Source organism: Methanospirillum hungatei, from assembly GCF_020216685.1.
GTDB classification, from domain to species: Archaea; Halobacteriota; Methanomicrobia; order Methanomicrobiales; family Methanospirillaceae; genus Methanospirillum; species Methanospirillum hungatei_B.
This window is the reverse complement of sequence record NZ_JAIWNS010000114.1, coordinates 1-18598: the sequence shown is the minus strand read 5'-3', so window position 1 is coordinate 18598 and position 18598 is coordinate 1. Positions and strand designations below refer to the sequence as shown.

Annotated in this window: 19 protein-coding genes; 6 read left to right on the top strand and 13 right to left on the bottom strand. The window is 46.1% G+C overall.

What is annotated here, in order from left to right:
• The 4 genes from LDL35_RS07095 to nifH all read right to left on the bottom strand — a co-directional run.
• Positions 1 to 934: nitrogenase component 1 (locus LDL35_RS07095; protein WP_304020927.1), on the bottom strand; the 934-nt coding region annotated here is incomplete at its 3' end.
• Positions 935 to 945: 11 nt separating this feature from the next.
• Positions 946 to 1365 carry a P-II family nitrogen regulator gene (locus LDL35_RS07090; protein WP_304020924.1) on the bottom strand — a complete coding sequence of 140 codons (420 nt, stop codon included), beginning with the start codon at positions 1363 to 1365 and terminating at the stop codon, positions 946 to 948.
• 16 nt (positions 1366 to 1381) lie between these two features.
• Positions 1382 to 1708, bottom strand: coding sequence for a P-II family nitrogen regulator (locus LDL35_RS07085; RefSeq protein WP_304020921.1), 327 nt, complete (start codon positions 1706 to 1708; stop codon positions 1382 to 1384).
• 22 nt (positions 1709 to 1730) lie between these two features.
• The gene (gene nifH, locus LDL35_RS07080; RefSeq protein WP_369694893.1) at positions 1731 to 2561 is read right to left on the bottom strand and encodes a nitrogenase iron protein; all 831 of its coding nucleotides are present in this window, start codon (positions 2559 to 2561) and stop codon (positions 1731 to 1733) included.
• A 451-nt stretch (positions 2562 to 3012) separates the two neighbouring features.
• On the opposite strand from nifH, the gene modA reads away from it, so the two are divergent.
• The 3 genes from modA to LDL35_RS07065 are packed head-to-tail and all read left to right on the top strand — an operon-like array spanning position 3013 to position 5326.
• Complete coding sequence (gene modA / locus LDL35_RS07075) at positions 3013 to 3816, top strand: molybdate ABC transporter substrate-binding protein (RefSeq protein ID WP_304020917.1); 804 nt, start codon at positions 3013 to 3015, stop codon at positions 3814 to 3816.
• Positions 3813 to 4613, top strand: a complete 801-nt coding sequence (locus LDL35_RS07070) for an ABC transporter permease (protein ID WP_304020914.1) — start codon at positions 3813 to 3815, stop codon at positions 4611 to 4613. Before modA ends, LDL35_RS07070 begins: the two co-directional genes overlap by 4 nt.
• Complete coding sequence (locus LDL35_RS07065) at positions 4607 to 5326, top strand: ABC transporter ATP-binding protein (RefSeq protein ID WP_304020912.1); 720 nt, start codon at positions 4607 to 4609, stop codon at positions 5324 to 5326. Before LDL35_RS07070 ends, LDL35_RS07065 begins: the two co-directional genes overlap by 7 nt.
• Positions 5327 to 5358: 32 nt before the next feature.
• Here the strand turns inward: LDL35_RS07065 and LDL35_RS07060 are convergent, their stop codons facing one another.
• From LDL35_RS07060 to LDL35_RS07025, 8 genes are read right to left on the bottom strand one after another with little or no spacing between them, the layout of a single operon-like run.
• Positions 5359 to 7206, bottom strand: a complete 1848-nt coding sequence (locus tag LDL35_RS07060; RefSeq protein ID WP_304020909.1) for an ASKHA domain-containing protein — start codon at positions 7204 to 7206, stop codon at positions 5359 to 5361.
• 2 nt (positions 7207 to 7208) lie between these two features.
• Positions 7209 to 8639 carry an acetyl-CoA decarbonylase/synthase complex subunit gamma gene (acsC, locus tag LDL35_RS07055; protein ID WP_304020908.1) on the bottom strand — a complete coding sequence of 477 codons (1431 nt, stop codon included), beginning with the start codon at positions 8637 to 8639 and terminating at the stop codon, positions 7209 to 7211.
• A 10-nt stretch (positions 8640 to 8649) separates the two neighbouring features.
• Positions 8650 to 9903 (bottom strand): CO dehydrogenase/acetyl-CoA synthase subunit delta, encoded by a 1254-nt coding sequence (gene cdhD, locus LDL35_RS07050; RefSeq protein WP_304020905.1) that lies wholly within the window; start codon positions 9901 to 9903, stop codon positions 8650 to 8652.
• A complete protein-coding gene (gene cdhC, locus LDL35_RS07045) occupies positions 9896 to 11299 on the bottom strand; it encodes a CO dehydrogenase/CO-methylating acetyl-CoA synthase complex subunit beta (protein WP_304020902.1) in 1404 nt (467 codons plus the stop codon). The genes cdhD and cdhC overlap by 8 nt, the downstream gene beginning before the upstream one ends.
• Complete coding sequence (locus LDL35_RS07040) at positions 11292 to 11867, bottom strand: carbon monoxide dehydrogenase beta subunit family protein (RefSeq protein ID WP_304020899.1); 576 nt, start codon at positions 11865 to 11867, stop codon at positions 11292 to 11294. The genes cdhC and LDL35_RS07040 overlap by 8 nt, the downstream gene beginning before the upstream one ends.
• The gene (gene cdhA / locus LDL35_RS07035; RefSeq protein ID WP_304020897.1) at positions 11864 to 14227 is read right to left on the bottom strand and encodes a CO dehydrogenase/acetyl-CoA synthase complex subunit alpha; all 2364 of its coding nucleotides are present in this window, start codon (positions 14225 to 14227) and stop codon (positions 11864 to 11866) included. Before cdhA ends, LDL35_RS07040 begins: the two co-directional genes overlap by 4 nt.
• Positions 14228 to 14284: 57 nt before the next feature.
• The gene (locus LDL35_RS07030) at positions 14285 to 15079 is read right to left on the bottom strand and encodes an AAA family ATPase (RefSeq protein WP_304020895.1); all 795 of its coding nucleotides are present in this window, start codon (positions 15077 to 15079) and stop codon (positions 14285 to 14287) included.
• Entirely contained in the window at positions 15076 to 15855 is a 780-nt protein-coding gene (locus LDL35_RS07025; protein WP_304020893.1) for an ArsA-related P-loop ATPase, read from the bottom strand. Before LDL35_RS07025 ends, LDL35_RS07030 begins: the two co-directional genes overlap by 4 nt.
• 223 nt (positions 15856 to 16078) lie before the next feature.
• On the opposite strand from LDL35_RS07025, the gene LDL35_RS07020 reads away from it, so the two are divergent.
• Positions 16079 to 16321: a hypothetical protein gene (locus LDL35_RS07020; protein WP_304020891.1), complete on the top strand. Its 243-nt coding sequence runs from the start codon at positions 16079 to 16081 to the stop codon at positions 16319 to 16321.
• 127 nt (positions 16322 to 16448) lie between these two features.
• On the opposite strand, the gene acpS is transcribed toward LDL35_RS07020, so the two are convergent.
• Positions 16449 to 16835 (bottom strand): holo-ACP synthase, encoded by a 387-nt coding sequence (gene acpS / locus LDL35_RS07015; RefSeq protein ID WP_304020889.1) that lies wholly within the window; start codon positions 16833 to 16835, stop codon positions 16449 to 16451.
• Positions 16836 to 17113: 278 nt separating this feature from the next.
• Between acpS and LDL35_RS07010 the strand changes: the two genes are divergently transcribed.
• Both LDL35_RS07010 and LDL35_RS07005 read left to right on the top strand, forming a co-directional pair.
• Complete coding sequence (locus tag LDL35_RS07010; RefSeq protein WP_304020887.1) at positions 17114 to 17734, top strand: hypothetical protein; 621 nt, start codon at positions 17114 to 17116, stop codon at positions 17732 to 17734.
• Positions 17735 to 17815: 81 nt separating this feature from the next.
• On the top strand, positions 17816 to 18598 hold a 783-nt coding region (locus LDL35_RS07005; RefSeq protein WP_304020883.1), incomplete at its 3' end, for an aldo/keto reductase.

Below are 18598 nucleotides of genomic sequence, written 5' to 3'. Positions count from 1 at the left end.
CATTCCCGGTAACGAGAGCGATATCCCGAAGTGATTTTTTCGTGGCTTCTACACCGATGAAATTAATCTTCAGCCATGGAATACCATATTTTTCTTCCATCATCTCTGCGATGTAGTTAATAGACCTGTGGCACATGACAAGGTTCAGATTTGCAATATGCAGATTCTGAATCTCTTCATAGCTTGAATCCCCGGTGAGAACACCCTGTACGGTGTACCCGATATCATGAAGAATCCGTTCAATTTCCCAGGAATCTCCACCAATGTTGTATTCACCAAGGATGTTGATTACGTATTCATCAGGTTTTTTTACTCCGTCTCCAGAACCGATAACGCGTTCCATCAGGATGTTATTGGCTATGTGGTGACCTGCAGACTGGCTGACCCCCTTGTATCCTTCACAATTGTATGAAAGTACTGGGATTCCATGTCTTTCTGATGCTGCTTTTGCTACCGCTCCCAAATCATCACCAATAAGCCCAATCGGACAGGTAGCACAGATGTTAATTGCAGGTGGATGAAACATCTCTACGACTTCATCAATCATCTTTGCAAGTTTCTTTTCACCTCCAAAGACAATATCCGGCTCCTGCATATCGGTGATAAAACACATGGCTGAGTAGATCTTCTCAGGTGGTGTTTTATCATCAGCCCGGGCTTTATTCCGCCTGGTTCCCCAACTATAATATCCGCATCCAACCGGACCATGAGTAATCGTCACCATGTTTTTTATGGGACCTACTACCACTCCTTTACATCCGGCATATGCACAGCCACGTTGAGAGATGATACCAGGAATAGTTCTGGTATTTGCCTCAATCTGCTGGCATGATTCTTCATGGTTAACACGGACGATATGTTTTATCCGGTTTTTTTTGACTTTATCAGGGTACGGGAGAAGTATCTCTTCCAGTACCTCATAGTTAATCGCCATATGAATTCCCCTTACCAGATTGCTGCTTCCCCTGTCTCTCCGGTTCTGACCCGTACCGCATCAGCGATAGGCATTACAAATATTTTGCCGTCACCGACCTGATTTTCGGTTTTATTTACTTTGATTATTGCATCGACGATACGGGGTACATCTTCATCATGTGCAAGAACGGTAAAGAGGCGCCTTGGAAACAGGCGACTTCCATCAAGGAAACTGGTGACCTGTTTCAAAGTCTCTGTCCCATCTATAACTTCACTGCAGGCAAGGGCGAGAAGTTCTTCTTTTCGTTCCTGGATGATGCTCGGATCTTCTACAGGCTTTCCTCTTCCCATTACTTTCGTTGCAGTAAAACCCGCTATCCCTGCGTCGATTAACGCCTTTTTGGTAGCGTTCGTTTTATTCATCCGGATGACAGCCATAATCTCTTTCATGGTTTCTCTCCGGAAATTATAGACCGCGTCCGCCTCGAGAGATGGTATATACTTCGTCAATATGAGTAACGAAGATCTTTCCATCGCCAAATGTACCATCATCCCCGGTTTTTGCCGTCTTGAGAACAACATCTATGAAGGTATCTTTCTCTTCATCATGGATAGCGACCATAATGAGTGACTTTGGAATTTCATCATAGACCATATTCCCGATCTTTATACCTTTCTGTTTTCCCCGGCCTACTACATCAACCACTGTTGCTGCAGGAAATCCTGCAGAAGATAATTCTGCAAGGACTTCATCTTTCTTTTCCGGTCTGACGATTGCCCGCATAAGTAACATTATTTTTCCTCCGATTCTCTGTTTACAGGGCGTCAAGGAACCCGTGCTGCATCATCAGTTCTTCAAGCCGGTCCTGGGTCATGGGTTTTGGTTTGACAAACATCGTGTTGGTGTCAATTGCGTTTGCCAGGTTCTTGTACTCCTGAGCCTGGTTTGAATCAGGATCAAAGTCAATGACTGTCTTTTTATTGATCTCGGCCCGCTGGACCAGGTTATCACGGGGAACAAAGTGTATCAGTTGGGATCCGATCTCTTCTGCAAATGCCTTCAGGAGAGCATATTCATTATCTACCTTCCGGCTGTTACAGATAATTCCACCAAGTCTGACTTTCCCGTTGTCTGCATACTTCTGAATACCCTTGGCGATGTTATTTGCCGCATACAGGGCCATCAGTTCTCCTGAAGCTACGATGTAGATCTCCTCTGCTTTTCCTTCACGGATTGGCATTGCAAATCCACCACATACCACATCACCAAGCACATCATAGAAGACATAATCAAGATCCGATGTATAGGCACCAAGTGATTCGAGCAGGTTGATAGATGTGATAATTCCACGGCCAGCACACCCTACTCCGGGTTCAGGACCTCCTGATTCTACACAAAGGGTCCCTCCGTAACCTGGTTTTAAGATATCATCAAGTTCGATGTCATCTCCTTCATCACGAAGGGTATCAAGAACGGTCTTCTGACATAATCCGTGCAGAAGGAGCCGTGTTGAATCAGCTTTTGGATCACATCCAACGACCATTACTTTCTTTCCGGCACTTGCAAGAGCAGCGACCGTATTCTGTGTTGTGGTGGACTTTCCAATGCCACCTTTTCCATAAATTGCGACTTGTCTCATAGGAATCACGATATTTTTTGTAAATTTGATATTCAGCAGGCTGTTTCGGACAGTTACGGATACCTGACAGTACACTCTATGGTTCTGTCAGGAATCTGAGACATCTCTCGTGTCTTATCCGAATTCTGCTTCCGGTTCGGGACATCCGGATACATTCCGGTGCATATGGCTGTATGGTGATGCAGTTCTGGTGAAGGTGTAATGCTGCTCTGTATGGAGTGAATTAAACCATGCCGGTGTCCGGGTCTTTCCGCCTGAAAGCAGATATCAGATTGTAGAATGTTCTAAAACACTCTTGTCCATCATCTCCCTCCTTTTGTTATACATCTTCATTGGATTTACAAATATATAAATATGTTGGAAGGAAGTTACTTTCAAATACTATATAATATTAATGTATATTGAAAGAAAATTTGGATGGAAATAAATGATTGGAAATAATCGTATAATACAGAACATGACGTGCAGGAAGGTCTGTATTCTCATAATAATCCTGATAATTACCAGTCAATATTGTAATGGCGATGAGAATCAGGATGAGATTGTAATTTTTTCATCAACAATATTGAATGGAGTAGTGGATGATCTAAAGCAACAATATGCTGCAAAAAATCCGGGAGTTATGATAATAATCAATTCGGCTAATGCTGGTATGTTGGAAAATCAGATTCGTGAGGGTGCTGATTCAGACCTTTTTCTTTCAGCATCTCGCGATAATATTGACAATATAATGACTGCTGGTCTTCTTGATCCAAGAGATGTGTCTGTGTTTGCAAAAAATTCCCTGGCCATTCTTGTACCGAGAGAGAATCCAAAAAACATCCTGCAGATTTCAGATCTGATAAAACCCGGCGTAAAACTGGTCACCACCGTGAAAAATGCTCCCTTAAGGGGCTATACCGAAAAATTACTTGAAAATGCAGAAAAATTAGGAAGATATAATCCGGATATCCGAAAAAAATTTGAAGATAATATAATTATTGAAAGCCCGTCTGCTTCCGGGGCAATACATACGCTTATTCTCGGAGAGGCAGATGCAACAATTGGATATGCATCAGATATATCACCCGTTATGCAAAAGGACATTTTGGTAATTCCTCTTCCTGATGATATTGAGGTATATCCTGAATTATCTCTCGGGATACTGAAGAATTCAACTCACCGGGAAAAGGCTCAAGAATTCGTTGATCTTCTCATGTCTGAAAAGGGTGATGAAATTTTGATACAATATGGGTTCATACCCGTCTCTCGAAAATCATGAAATCAATAAATATTAACCGGATTGTCATTGCAGGAGGCATACTGGCAGGTATCATCACCGTCTTTTTTTTTATCCTGCCGGTAATCTCACTCCTGCTCAGATGTTCACCAGGGATTATTCTCAGTACCGTACAGGACCCGTTCATTATACATGCAATTATACTCTCCCTTGGTACCGCCTTTATCACTACTGTGGTAATTGTTTTATTTGGAACTCCCCTTGCGTACATTCAGGCCAGAAAAGAATACCCGGGGAAAGATATCGTAGAGACAATTCTGGATATTCCAATAATCCTTCCACCTGCTGTAGCAGGCATAGCCCTTCTCCTTCTTTTTGGGAAAAAGGGGATTTTAGGTTTTTTCCTTTCAGAAATCGGAATACAGGTTTTATTTACCGTAACCGCGATTATTCTGGCGCAGCTCTTTGTAGCCGGACCACTGTATGTCAGGCAGGCAAAAAATGCAATAGTCATGGTACCTGTAGTGTATGATCAGGCAGGAAGAACATTAGGCGCATCGTCTTTTCAGATAATCATAAAAATTATTCTTCCTCTGGCCAGAAAGGGAATCTTATCCGGGATCATGCTTACATATGCACGAGCTGTCGGGGAATTTGGAGCAACCATGATGATAGCTGGAAATATTCCCGGAAAGACACAGACCATGCCGGTTGCTATCTATTCACTTCTCCAGACCGATATGGACGGGGCAATCAGCATAGCTGTGATTTTAGTATGGATCACGGTAATAATTCTCGTTATGGTTCGGGTGTTATCAGATCGGAGGCAGGTATGCTGAATGTCAGGGTGAATAAACAATTACGTGATTTTGGACTTCAGATATCATTACAGGTAGATCCTGGTGAAATTCTGGTCCTTTTTGGAGAGAACGGAGCAGGAAAAACTTCGTTGATATCTATGATATCCGGTCTTCTGGAACCTGATGGGGGGTTAATTTCTCTTAATTCGCATATATTGTATAATTCAGATTCAGGAATCAATGTTCCGACCGAGGAGAGAAATATCGGGTATGTATTTCAGAATTATGCCTTATTTCCCCATATGACGGTTGAAGAAAATATTGGATTTTCACTCACCTGCAGAGGGTTTTTAAAAGAGATCATTCACAAGAGGGTTCATGAATGGTTGGAAACATGCAATCTCACAAGTCTTGCAAAATTTCCTGTCACTGATCTCTCCGGTGGACAACAGCAACGGGTTGCCCTAGCGCGAGCCCTCATTATAAATCCTGACCTTATGCTTCTGGATGAGCCATTTTCGGCCCTGGATATGCGGACACGGGAACAGATGCGATATGAACTGAGAGATATATTGAAGAAAAGTCAAAAGCCGGCAATCCTGGTGACCCATAGTATTCGTGATGCGACATCCATAGGAGATCGGTTTCTCTTTCTTGAGAGGGGGAAGATAATCAGGGAGGGTTCTATTGAGGAGTTCTCTCATATGTCATTTGAACCAGACCTGCATGCATATACGTGTGTGAAACAATGAAATCGAGATAAATTCTCTGATGTTTATCGATTTTATCTCTCTTTCCGCTTGAATGCGGAGGGAAACAACTCTTCTTTTCCAGGTATCCGGAGTGCTGCCCAGTACTCTTCGATAAAGTCATTATCCACCAGAAGATCTATATATCCCATTTTTTCTGCAATAGCGGTTGCTTCCCGTCGTGCATGAATGGAGAGGAGACAGGCATATGCACCAGCGAGTGAACCGTTCCCTATCCGGTGGAAATCTGCGCTTGGAAATTCCGGGAGTATTCCAAATGATATGAGATGATCAATATTTCCAAATGAGCCGAATGCCCCTGCCAGGTACACGTTATGTATATCATGAAGCTGTAACCGGTATTTTTGGAGAAGGACGGTTATCGCGGCAAGGACAGCAGCTTTCGAATCCATGAGATAAGCCATGTCTTCACTCGTAATGACAATATCCTTCCCGGTAGCGGTTTTATGAGCCGGAACCAGTAAGAATTCAAGCCCGTTCTCTCCCTTTCTGACACCTGGTGCAGAATCGATAAATTTCCCACTAAAGTCCAGGATGCCGGCACGGGCCATTGCTGCAGCGATATCGATGATTCCTGAACCACATATTCCTTTGGGCTCTGTATCTCCAATCACATGAATGGTGACATGACCATCAGGGGCAATTTTGACAGCGTCGATTGCTCCTCTCATCGCCCGCATCCCTGATCGCATGCCTGCTCCCTCAAAAGCCGGTCCTGAAGCACATGAGGTAGAGACAAGCCAGTCTTTGTTTCCCAGGATAATCTCACCATTGGTTCCAAGGTCAATAAGAAGAGATATCTCCTTTTTTTTGTGCATCCCTGCAGTCAGGACATCTCCAATGGCATCACCTCCGACAAATCTGCTCACGGCAGGTAAACAGTATACCAGCACATCAGGCCCGATAGCAATTCCACATTCTTTTGCTGTCAGGATTATAGGGTCGGTTGAAACATGAGCATCCACATACTCCAGAGGAGTCGGATCTTTGCCGGTAAAAAGCCAGGTCATTACGGTATTTCCACCAATACAGATGTCATATATAGTGGTATCCTGGATACCTGCATCCCTGGTCAGCTTGTGGATGACTTCATTGATACTTCCAAGTGCTGCCGCTTGCAGATCCATTCGTCCGTCTTCAGTTCTCCCGATGGCAATTCTGGTAACCAGCTCTTCTCCCAAAGTTATCTGCCGGTTCAGAGTGGATGCCCGTCTGATAACCTCTCCGGTGATGAGATCAATAAGAAGACCGACAACGGTGGTGGTCCCAAGGTCCAGGGCTATGCCAAATAAACTCCCGGTCGTATCTCCTTCTTCAATACAGATCAGTCTGCTTGTCCCTCCATCCTGGGAAATTACTCCGGTAAGGGGGCCAGACGTATGCATGATGACATTTCGCTGTTCTTTAGTCATCACCGGTCTGGTCCCGGTATACCCGGTAAACCTGATCGAAGGTCCGAGTATTGCGGTTGGGCCGGTTGTGATCTTCTCCACCGGATATTTATGAACAGAGGGGATTATCGTGCCGATAGTCCGTGCCACGTCAAGGAGAATCTGGGGAGTGTCTATCCGGCTCTCAATGGGAATTGTAAATACCGCATCAGACCAAACCCTGACCAGACATGCCAGACAGTACCCTTTCCGATGTTCATCAAGGGTAAGAAACTTTGCACAGACGGATCCTTCTTCAGATATCTTCCCCGATACCCTGATTACCCGGCACTTTCCACAGGTCCCCTTCCCCCCGCAGATAGCTTCAAACTGAATCCCTGCTTCCCGGATAGCATCAAGAACCGTAGATCCGGCCTTGACAGTCACCATCCGGTTCATCGGCTGGAAAAGAATAGATATTGAATTTGCCACGATTATTCATCCGCAGGAGGCCAGTGTTCCCGTATCATCTGTCCGATACCAGATGAATCCCGTGGACCGACAAGGACCCGCCATCCGGTCTCTTCCTCGGTCTCTCCTGATAACCGGGCAGCAAGACCGGGGATAATGAGATATTTGTGGGAGACAAGTGTGTCTGCCTTCCATTCTTTGAGGGATTCAGCAATTTTTGAAGCGGTGAGATATCGCCCTGCAACCGCTGCTTCAACAGAGAGACCACCGGTATCGATAACAATAAGGTAACAGTCTATCTTTGCTGCCTTAATGTCAGACTCGACGGTAAAGAAGGTCAGGGCATAATTTGAGGTGATAAGAACAGGAGAATTCTTATCAGGATTGCCAAAGGTTCTGACGCCGGCATCGACTGATACCGGTTTTCGCGGATCTGTGTAGATACCAAACCGCCAGATAAGTTGGGGAAGAAGAGCCCACCCTTCAATACTATGCATAATCAGGAGATCAGCATAGCGGGTGATGAGCATGGATGCAAGATATGCCTCCTGCCAGCGGTTCAGATCGTCGGATAATTCCTGACCGTTCCATACTGATATCGGGGTTCCCAGAATCGGATATCCGGAGAGGGAGTCGAAATCTTTAATCGCTGCTTTTCGAAGAGCGGTAAAAAGATGAATCGTCTGCCCAATCCGGTCGCTGTGGAATGTACCAGGGTCCAGAACCATATCTTCGATACCCCATTCCTGAAGAGTTCTGACAAGTGTTCTGAGGAGTGAAAGATCTCCAGGAGCTGATACTACTACCGGACAGCAGAAATCCAGAACCAGTTCACCCATCTCTTTCCAGTTCTCTTTGGTGATGGCAAATATGAGCGGTTTTCTCTCGGCACATACTGTTAATCCCGCTTTTATGATAGCCGGATCAGTGCTGCAGAGAATCAGAGGAAGGTTACAGAGCCCGCAAATGTGCTGAATAATCTCTTTATATCGGTCCGGACTTTGGGTTACTGACCGGACGGCCAGGGCATCAAGAGCGAGCGGTCTTCCGATATAGGTGTATGAGAAATCCTGAATTTTATTAATCCTTGCAGTAATCTGCTCATTCTCCATATCATCAGAGATATCGATGGCTATCGGAGGGGGGTTCTGATAGGTGAATTCATGCCGGTACAAGACATGTTTTCCGCCTATAGTCTGCTGGTCTGGTCCGGTTCCGAAATAGACTACACGAACAGGTGGGGCAAGTAATTCCTGAAGTTTTCCAAGGTCCTTTTCGTAACTTTTTGTCAGAATGGGAGGGCATCCCTCAATGACTGCTTCACCATTGACCACTTTGGTTGCAAAGGCCATACAGTTGGCTTCCCCACATTCTGCACAATTCGTCCGTGGCAGGAGTTTGTAAACATCAATCGGACTGATCTCCCGAATACTTTTTTTATGTTCCTCTTTCATCCTGTCCACCTCATATCTTCAGTGCTGCCCATTCAGCCATAACCGGCTTTACCTCTCCTGGCTGCATGAGTCTTCCGGCAACATCACGAAGCGTTGATACGGCCAGGGGATGCATCATTAAAAAGAGATCTACCCCGGCGAGGAGCAGCGTTAATCCTCCGATTGTCTCCCATAACGGTCCCCGAAGATCATTCCTCCCAAATGCAGGACCCAGATCCATCCATGCTTCACGGGCTGACCATGCATTTGTGCATGCTGAAATCGTCGGATGCTGGAGTTCCTTATCCCCCATAAGTGCAGCTATTCGTGCACGTTCATGGATTGAGAACGAGTATTCAAGTCCATATCCAAGAGCAACTGTGGTCAGGTCCATGAGGAGTCGTTCCGGAGGGAAGTACTGATATATCCGCCGGTTCAGTTCCTTTGCACTGTTCAGGTCAAGACCGGTGAATCCAAGAAGGCAATGGCCGTATCTATCGGCTGCTTTGCATACCGGTTCAAGTGTCTTGGCATCTGCCATGTCAGAAGTTACTGAATTTAAGAGCAGGCGTTCACCTTCTGCCATTTCGGCTATCTCGGTAAAGGTCTCTGCATCTTTTTTGGGATCTCCGCATCCGCCGATAATAAGCGGGATATCCACAGCCTGCAGGACTTCTTCTACCGTCTTTGAGGCTTCCCGTGGAGATTTGTTCTGAATGAGCGGATCGGTTGAGAGGAGGTGTACCGTTACCATGTCTGCACCGAACTGCTCAACATTCATCTCCGCCCATGCTGCAGGATCGTCAATGACTTCAGTCAGATGGTTTTTGAGAGCCTTTGGCATCGGGACCCGGGTATCAAAGACATCAAGTGAGATGACCGGAGGATGAGGTGGCGGGGTTTGGGGATGAACAAAGGGAATGGAGGTTGAACCCCCGACGGTGACAGTGCTGCCCCGTGTTCCTCCTTCAGATTTGGTGGCACCAAGGGTAATCTCTCTGATTTGGGCGGGAAATATATCAGGTTCCATCAGGAATTTTTCTGAAATAAGGTCATCCGGACGTGGCAGTCGTTGTACCTGTGGTGCTATCTGTCCAGTACCGCCAGGTACAGGTGCCGGGTAGATGGATGGAGAAATCCCCCCGACCGGAATCCAGAGTTCCAGTTCTCCAAGTTCCAGTTCTACGTTTTCAAGTTCAATCTGCCGTCCGGAGAGGAGTTCAGCAAGGCCGGGTCCGAGCAGCCTGATGATACTACTAATATCCGGCTTTTCCTGATCAGACATTCTTCCCTCCCTGTTTCTTTTTATTATTATCAGCAGGCTGTATGATTATCCGTTCAGCATAGATCTTTGCATTTTTCAGAATAATTTTTACGCCACCTGCCATGAGTGGGAGTTCTCCGATGGACATAACCGGCCCTGGTGTTCCATAATCCGGTGAGGTCTCTTCTTCTGTGTCTTCCGGAAGAATCCATTTTGACACAACGGGGTGGTGGTGTGCAGTAAGGAATGACGTGAGGGTATCAATATCAAGGGCATCCTGTTCGGTTGCGATTGCCCGTGCGACATTTTCCGGAATAATCCCGTCCAGCAACTCCTTAATCTCTGCCGGCATCCAGACGATAGCATTCCATCCGCCATCTGCCTGCAGGAATTTCACTGACCGCATGTATTCAAGAGAAATCCCGTGGAATCCTTCGACCTGACGTCCACCGGCGGTTGAGTCTGCAAGGGTAGAGAACGGAAGACCATTTACCGTGGGTCCTGCAAACCGGCGGTGAACAATTCCAAACCCTTCTACTTCAGGAATGTAAAAGGCAATTGCCTCAAAACAGCCACATGAGGTATGTGGATATCCGAATGCAGAATAGAGCCATACCCGGTTTACCTCTCCCATTGAGCGCTTGGTTGCGTGTTCATTCACTCCGGAGTATTCACCATGTTCAGAATCCAGATATTCCCCCTTTGCGATCGGGAAGATAGGTCCCTCAGGGTCCATTCTGGCCGCTGCCCGTCCGTCAAACCAGCTGATGGCTCCACAGTTGGCATATCGCTGGGGGGTAATAACACAGATATGTGAAGGGGCAAATGACTGACAGAGGGCACATCCGTAAAATGTATCAACCTCTTCATCTAGAAGACCTCTGGCTCGTGCATCGCGTGTTTCATACCGCTCACGGGCGAGATTATAGGTACTATGAAACTCCTCTCCGCCGGTGAAGAAGGTTATCTGGATCTTCTCAATGATAGGAAGTTCACTCCGATATAAACTGATAAGAGCACTTCCAATCTGATGAAATGAGTTCAGACCTTTTGCAAAGGATTTTTTACCGACCCGCATCCAGAGATCGTACCGCTGATTCAGATGCATGACACCCTGGATATAATTCAGGTATTCATGAATCCGGCGTTCAAAGACTCCTTCCAGATCATCTTCCAGCTTTTCCCCTGAAACTTCTACCAGTATCCCAAACGGATAACTCTTCCCTTCTTCAAGGTCAGCAAGGTCAGGACCGATAACCGATATCTTTCCATCAGTTATCTCATCGGGCTTTTTCACGAGGACGAGTTCAAACTTTTCGGATACCTTCGGACCGCCAAGTTCTACCCGCATATCCTCTTTTCTGATACGCTCCCCTTCATGTACAAGGCCTACTTCTACCGGGATATCTTCAAACATGTGCCTCCTCCATTTTCTGCTGCGTGTTCTCTGTATGCAGGAGTTCAATTAGTCGCTCTATCTCTGCTTTCCAGGAATCTGTCTTCATATTTGCATACGACCAGCTGGCATGGGGATGATATTTCGGATCCAGGGAGATGATTTTCGTCTCCGGTGCTCCCTGCTTTAATCCGGAGAAGAGCAGCCACCCGAGTGAATAGGAGAACCCGGCACTAAGGACGAGGTCATACTGACCCTTTCCATCAAGTCCCTTCCAGGTCGGGTCCCTGAGCCGGTCAATAATCTCCATGCTTCCTAATACACCGGATATCTTTACTCCCCGTTCCATTACCTGTCCGGCGATATGAGAGGTGCTTAGTATTGGTATGCCCTTGGTTTTTTGAAATTCCGAGATCATCCTGATGAGGATGTCGGTCCTGACACTATCAGAGATGGTTTCATGACCGATAATTATCAGGGGTCGTTTTGACTTTTTCAAAAGAGCTATCAGGACTTCAGGTTTTGAGATAACAGAGGCCTGCTTTGTTCCTCCCATCTCAGCCCGAAGCCAGGAATCCTGACCGCTCACGATGAACCTCCCTTCTGTTTCCGGATCTGGGATTTCAGAAGTGTCGGGTCAGGGATGATCCTGTCCTGTAATCCTTTCTCCTGAAGGATTGGAAGCAGTTCTTCTTTCATGGTAATCGGGATATCTGCCGGTGATCTGATGAAGAGGTGGATATCATCCGGCATAATACCATACAGCCGTTTATAAAGGTCAATATAATGGGTCAGTTTCATGGACCGGCCACGGGATGTATCATTCGGTCTCGTGCACAATTTTGCAATGAGGACCATCGCCTCTTCCTTTGTTTCAGCAGTCACAAAGAGATGTTCAGGAACCGGACCGACCTGGACCTTTTCACCAGTCCGGGAATCAAAGACATACCAGTCTTCATCATGATCTTTTCTTCCAAGGAGCATTCTGCGGTATTTTGCACCATGAGGACCAACGATAACCGGAATACCAAGCCGCCAGAATCCTGCTGCAATCGCCGCCGCTTTCTGGGACATGGCTCCCCACGCAACACCGACAGCACCGACCCGGTTGTAGACATAATCGGCGATCTCTTCATAGTTTCCTCTCAGATTTCGTTTGGCAAAGATACTGGCAATCTTAATTGCTGCACCGGCTATATGGGCATTGGATACACAGGACCCGACATTGACAATTCCTCCGGCGTCAAACCTGCCATGAAACTCTTCATACGGGGTCTGACCGTCTTCATTTCGGTACATGCCTATTGCCATTGCTGAACATCCCGATGCAACCGCAATATACCTGCGTTTCGCAAACTCCCTGGCCATCTCTGCAACTTCAGATGCTCCGTTCGGGAAATTGGCACACCCCACAAAGGCAACAACTCCGGGGATCTCACCAAGAACAATCGGTCCGCCTACCTCACGAATCTCGATATCCTGAATAGCGCCCCGTCCGGCCCTGACAGAATACTTCTCATCAAGGACTTTTTCCCGTGCTGCTGCCACGAGAGAACTGTGGATGGGGATCTCCTTATTGCAGACATCATCACACCTCCCACAGCCGATACAAGTATCATAAATATCTGCAAGGGGGGAGAGATCTCCGGTGGCTGCCTGTTTCATGGCGTCCGGTAGTGGTGTTTCATTCGGACAGGCCCGGGTGCATTCCATACACCCACCACACCGTTTTGCAAATTCAATCAGTTCTTCTGCTGTCGGAATCGAACTGGTTTTCTTCGTCTTCCTGGTTTCATGTGAGGCAAGGGCTGTCCTAACTGCAACCTCCCCGACTTTCAGAGGATCGAGGATGAGAACGCCTGGAACGGTCCCGGAGATCAGATCTGCAACAATATCGTCAGGATTATCATCGGTTCTGTCAACAAGGCCTGCACAGTTCTTCGAGCTGGTGGCAATCAGAGGTGCCTGAATATTTCCGGCTTCTATTAACAGGTCTGCACGGACACACTGCTCATCTACGACGATAAGGTCCGGGACACCGCTCCGGATATATCTGAGCTGCCATGATATGGGACCGACAATCTTCGCACTTGGATCAAATCTGGTCAGATCAATTGCCGTGCAGCATATCCCGGTGACCTCAATCTTCCCGGAGAGATCATGTTCCCGTGAATATTTGATAATATCAATTGCCGGTGGGACATTATGTCCGATGACGAGGATAACCGGTTTTTCTGCATTGATGGTTCCAAGACCTAAGTCAACCAATGGAGCGTCAGGTTCTGCTTTTGGGAGATCAAATGCAGATATCTGGGCAATATCAGCGACTTCGAGCCCGACATGATCGAGCATCCCTGCATGGAACACCTTTGACTCAAAATCAAGGGGATCACTTTCCTGTCCGGTATGGGCAGCAGCAAGAAGCTCAGTCATCTGACTTTCCAGGTAGTCAAGGACAGTCTCAAGATCTCCAAGTGTCTTAGGTTTCATGCCACAGACAAGACGGATCATCGGAGCTTCAACATCCACATTGGATCCCCCGACGTCGATGAGTGTTCTCCGCTCCATCTTTTCTAGTAAATGGTCTACCAGGTGCCGTCCATGACTGATGTGGGTTGCTGCCCCGATACAGGCGGCAAGAAGCACAATACGGGATTGTTGTGCCTCCATGCCTATCCCGCATGCTCCCCGCTTGCCACCGGAAAGGTCACACTTTCCATAGGTACATAAACAGCAGAGATCACAAAAAGGAAGATACAATGGTTTGTACCGGGAAAGGAGTGTCCTATCCCAGGTACGGAGTGCGGCATGGTCAGGGAAAGGGGTAGGGCCTTCTTTTTCGTCCCATTGTTCTCCCTTGATCTTTCCAATCTGTATGTCCAGATCCTTTACAGATCCGGCAGAGCTTTTCGCTTCGCTCAATCGTATATGAATACTTTTTCTGTTCACAGGTATCCGGCCGGAGAGTTGCTTCTCATAAGTAGCAATTCATTATGGTTTAAAGATTTACTTATGTTGATCATTTCGGATAGGAAAGTTCGTATATCCTGCTTTTGTAAGGATCTTTTCAACAGAAACAGGACCAGGGCAATCGGGTGCTATGCCAAATATGCTCTCTCCCACTATGGTCCTTCGTGAGACTTCTTCATCATATGCAATTTTTCCAAAGTACCGGGTATCAGGGATGGCTGATGCCCGCTCAGCAAGGTTCTCAGGAAATAAATATCCGCCTACGGAGATGAACCGTTCATAATGAATCCCGCATTCATCTGCAATTTTTTTTGCACGTTCCAGGTGAGCAAACGATTTTGCTGAGGGCCCAAGGACATCGATGATATCATTCACCTGTGCCGTCACCCGCCGGTTCAGGTGTTCTAGTCCTCCGGGTGCATCGATGATGACATAGCGATATTGTTTTATGAGCCGGCTCAAAGCATCACGAAGGGCCGCATCAGGCATACAATAGCATCCCTCAACCCATTTGGTCCCGATGGCGATGAAATCAAACTTCTCACCTTCATACATACCCTCCTCCCATATACGGTGTTCAATCCGTTCGGATGGCGGGACTCCAATAGTGGTCCCCCCTCTCTCGATGAAGGTTTCTTCAATGAGTTCTGCAATACTCTTTATCCCTTCTTCCTGCAGATCAACCCCTATCATCTCTCCAAGACTCTGATCCGGGTCCAGGTCAACAAGGAGCAGGGGAGTCTGTTCTGTTCTGATAAAGTAATCTGCAATAAGGCTTACAAAGGAGGTCTTGCCGGTTCCTCCCCGTCCCATAATAACAAGGGTCTTCATGTAATCGATGCTCCATCAATCCAGTTTTTGAGTTTTGTTATTGCTTTGGTTGCTGGTGTATCCAGATGAACCGGTGATATTCCCCTGACTCCTGCATCAAGGATATCCTCATCATAGGGAATGGCCGAGGCTATCGGGATCTCAAGCGATTTTGCTACATCTGATATACGGGTGAATGATTCCTCTCCTCTGACCCGGTTGGCGACAATTGCTACTCGTGGGATACCTCCTTCCCTGGCCAGACGGGCAATACGCTCTGCAGTAACCAACGATGCCTGATGTGCATCGGTGACAATGAGCATCACATCGACATGTTCAGCTGTTCCTCTTCCGAGATGCTCGATTCCTGCTTCCATGTCAAGGATGATGACCTCGTCTGATTCGGTTATCAGATGGCCGATAAGATTTCTGATAACACTATTTGCCGGACAGGCACATCCTGATCCCATCGACTGGATAGTTCCCATTACCAGGAGGGACACTCCGCATGGCGTCTGAATTGACTGATTTTTGATGATATCATCCACCGTGAAGACCAGTTTAAAAACTCCAGGGTAATCGGTTCTGGTCTTCTCCTCGATGATGGATGTATTTTGTGCAATGGGCGTTATCTTTTCCAGTTCAGCTTCGGACATACCGAGTGTCAGGGCAAGGTTTGGAGAGGTATCTGCATCGATAGCGATTGTTTTGTTCCCCGCAGCAGCATACTGACAGGCAAGAGTTCCGGCAATGAAAGTCTTTCCAACTCCCCCTTTCCCGGTGACGGCTATTTTCATGGAAAGAGACCTCCCTGAATACTGAATGCCTGCAGATACACATACAGAAAATCAAATTTTTTTCGCATCATGATAACGACACCAGTTCAAGCCATGGTAAATTTATCATCCATATGAATGGTCTCCTGTCAGAGAAGGTTGCATAAACGGATGTACAAACCTGATTGTTAATAGATCGTCATCAGATATCTTTTTTTATATATCCATAAGAAATTCATACACGATGCCTGACCAGTACCATATCCTCTCATCCTGCAGTCCTCATGATCTCTGGGATCATTTTTATAACATATCTCAGATTCCCCGGCCGTCAGGAGATGAACGGGCCATTTGTCAGTATATCTGTTCACTTGCAAGAAAATTGGGCCTTGAATATGAGATGGACACTGCCGGAGGAGATAATTATGGGAATATTGTTGTCAGAGTTCTTGCCGTTGACAGTAGATACCGATTATTCACGTTTTGAATGATTTTTTGTTTTTATTCAGATACTGAGCATGACGATAAATCCGGTCAGGTTGAGGTTAGGAGGTATGGTGGTACGGTTTATCCGGATTTAACAAGACGCTTTGATCATATATTGAAAAATAGGGTTATTTTTTGGCTTCATCTCTTGATGAGACTGTTGCAACGGCCATAGCATATGAAGCACAATGAGAAATACTGATGTGAATATTTATGGTCTTTCCCATATCTTCGAAAATACCTGAGTCAGATACAAAGGGTACTCCTGAAGGTCCATTCAGAATTTCTATGTGGTGGTATTCAGGGATCTTCATCGAGGCCTGACTGAACGCTTTTATCACTGCTTCTTTGGCACAAAATCTCCCAGCCAGATGAGGTGCTGGAGACGAAAATGAAAAACAGTATGCCTGCTCAAGAGGGGTAAATATCCGATTAAGAAATGTCTTGTCAGCATCCTTATCCAGGTTGAATCGATCAACCTCTTCCACATCACATCCGATTCCTAAAATACTCATATAATGGTCACCAGGTTTCCTGATAGTTACGCATATGATTGTATGCAGATACTCTATTGTCATTGATCACAGGAGAGAAAATTCCCGAAAAAAATCACTATCTGATCTATGTACATCTTCTCCTCTTTTATCTATTTTTGTCAGATAGAAACGATTATGGTACCTATGACCTGAATTCAAAATTTGGTTATTTCTTTTTCATTGTAATTTTTTTATAGGTTTTCTTGTATTGAAAACATTGATGAGCGGAGTGACTGATATACCCATGGTGAGAGACCATGAGAGATCATGGATATATTCAAATCATACTTCTGCTGATATGTTGTGGATTCGTAACAGGAGTCGGGGCTGCTGCTGTTCCTCAGCTCAGGGCACATGAGGTTCCTGGTGCATTGACGATGCTTCTCCCTGCCGGATGGAATATTGACAATTTTCAGTGTCTTGGTATTAGTGTAACAAACCCACAGGATCCGACCTATGGTATTATGTTTTTATCCCAGATGCATCAATATCCATACCTGCTCCCTTATGGGACAACTCCTGAGCAGTATGTGGAGAACTATTTCAGTCAGGATCTGGCTTTGGGAGGAAAGGTCGCAGATAGTGTCCGGATAGTGCAATACCTGGATATCGATGTAAGCGCAATCAGTTCATTTGGTGGTATCAATGTCAAACCCATGGAGGTTTCTCTTCGGATAAACGGGGTCCCGGTTATTGCATATCTGACCGTGGGGACATATGATATCTATGTCGGAACGGTTGTTGCATATCTCTGGGGATTTTACGGACCTGCTGCAACTATTGCTGAAGATGGCCCGGTGATGAAACAGGTGTTTGACTCAATCAGATATGATCAGGATTACATGGCTGAATGCAGACGGTTGATGAAATGGGGTTAATTATTATGAATTAATACACATATGCTCATTTATTAAAAAACACTCACTTTTCGTTTCATTCAGAGAAAAATTAAGAATTATATGAAGAAATTAGGATTTGGAACGCTCCGTCTTCCTCTGACGAACCCGGATGATAATAGCTCAATCGATCAGGAGTTACTGAACCGTCTTGTCGATGAGTTCATGAGGGCAGGATACTCATATTTTGAGACCGGGTATGCCTACCATCTGATGAGTGCTGAAGATGCGTTACGGAGAGCACTCGTTGAGCGGTATCCTCGAGACTCTTTCATACTCGCCGATAAGATGCCGACCTATAACCTTGATACCGCGGAAAATCTGGAGAAGATCTTTACCGAACAACTACGCCGTTTACAGGTAACGTGGTTTGATTATTACCTCATTCATAACCTGGGGAGAAGCCGGTATCCAAAGGTGGAAGAACTTGGAGTCTTTGATCTCCTGGTTCGGAAGAAAGAGGAGGGCTTGATACGAAAGATCGGCTTTTCCTTTCATGGTATGCCTGATCTTCTGGAAGAGATTCTTATCGCCCATCCGGAGGTTGATGTGGTGCAACTGCAGGTAAACTACCTTGACTGGGAGCATATCTCTATCCAGTCACGGAGATGTTATGAGATTGCACGGGGCTATGGAAAACCCATTATCGTTATGGAACCGGTGAAAGGGGGCGGGCTTGCTACTATCCCAAAGGAAGCAGAAGAACTTATGAGAGAGGTCAGACCGGATGATTCTCCTGCGTCATGGGCACTTCGGTTTGCAGCAGGTCTTGATGGTGTTATCATGGTTTTGAGCGGTATGAATACAATGGAGCAGGTGAGAGAGAATATCAGGACTTTTGATACT

Bases quoted from the DNA above. Each gene is read 5' to 3' on its own strand.
- LDL35_RS07090 (WP_304020924.1), bottom strand. From the start codon at position 1,365: ATGAAAGAGATTATGGCTGTCATCCGGATGAATAAAACGAACGCTACC.
- LDL35_RS07085 (WP_304020921.1), bottom strand. From the start codon at position 1,708: ATGTTACTTATGCGGGCAATCGTCAGACCGGAAAAGAAAGATGAAGTC.
- modA (WP_304020917.1), top strand. From the start codon at position 3,013: ATGACGTGCAGGAAGGTCTGTATTCTCATAATAATCCTGATAATTACC.
- LDL35_RS07070 (WP_304020914.1), top strand. From the start codon at position 3,813: ATGAAATCAATAAATATTAACCGGATTGTCATTGCAGGAGGCATACTG.
- LDL35_RS07065 (WP_304020912.1), top strand. From the start codon at position 4,607: ATGCTGAATGTCAGGGTGAATAAACAATTACGTGATTTTGGACTTCAG.
- acsC (WP_304020908.1), bottom strand. From the start codon at position 8,639: ATGAAAGAGGAACATAAAAAAAGTATTCGGGAGATCAGTCCGATTGAT.
- cdhD (WP_304020905.1), bottom strand. From the start codon at position 9,903: ATGTCTGATCAGGAAAAGCCGGATATTAGTAGTATCATCAGGCTGCTC.
- cdhC (WP_304020902.1), bottom strand. From the start codon at position 11,299: ATGTTTGAAGATATCCCGGTAGAAGTAGGCCTTGTACATGAAGGGGAG.
- LDL35_RS07030 (WP_304020895.1), bottom strand. From the start codon at position 15,079: ATGAAGACCCTTGTTATTATGGGACGGGGAGGAACCGGCAAGACCTCC.
- LDL35_RS07025 (WP_304020893.1), bottom strand. From the start codon at position 15,855: ATGAAAATAGCCGTCACCGGGAAAGGGGGAGTTGGAAAGACTTTCATT.
- LDL35_RS07020 (WP_304020891.1), top strand. From the start codon at position 16,079: ATGCCTGACCAGTACCATATCCTCTCATCCTGCAGTCCTCATGATCTC.
- acpS (WP_304020889.1), bottom strand. From the start codon at position 16,835: ATGAGTATTTTAGGAATCGGATGTGATGTGGAAGAGGTTGATCGATTC.
- LDL35_RS07010 (WP_304020887.1), top strand. From the start codon at position 17,114: ATGAGAGATCATGGATATATTCAAATCATACTTCTGCTGATATGTTGT.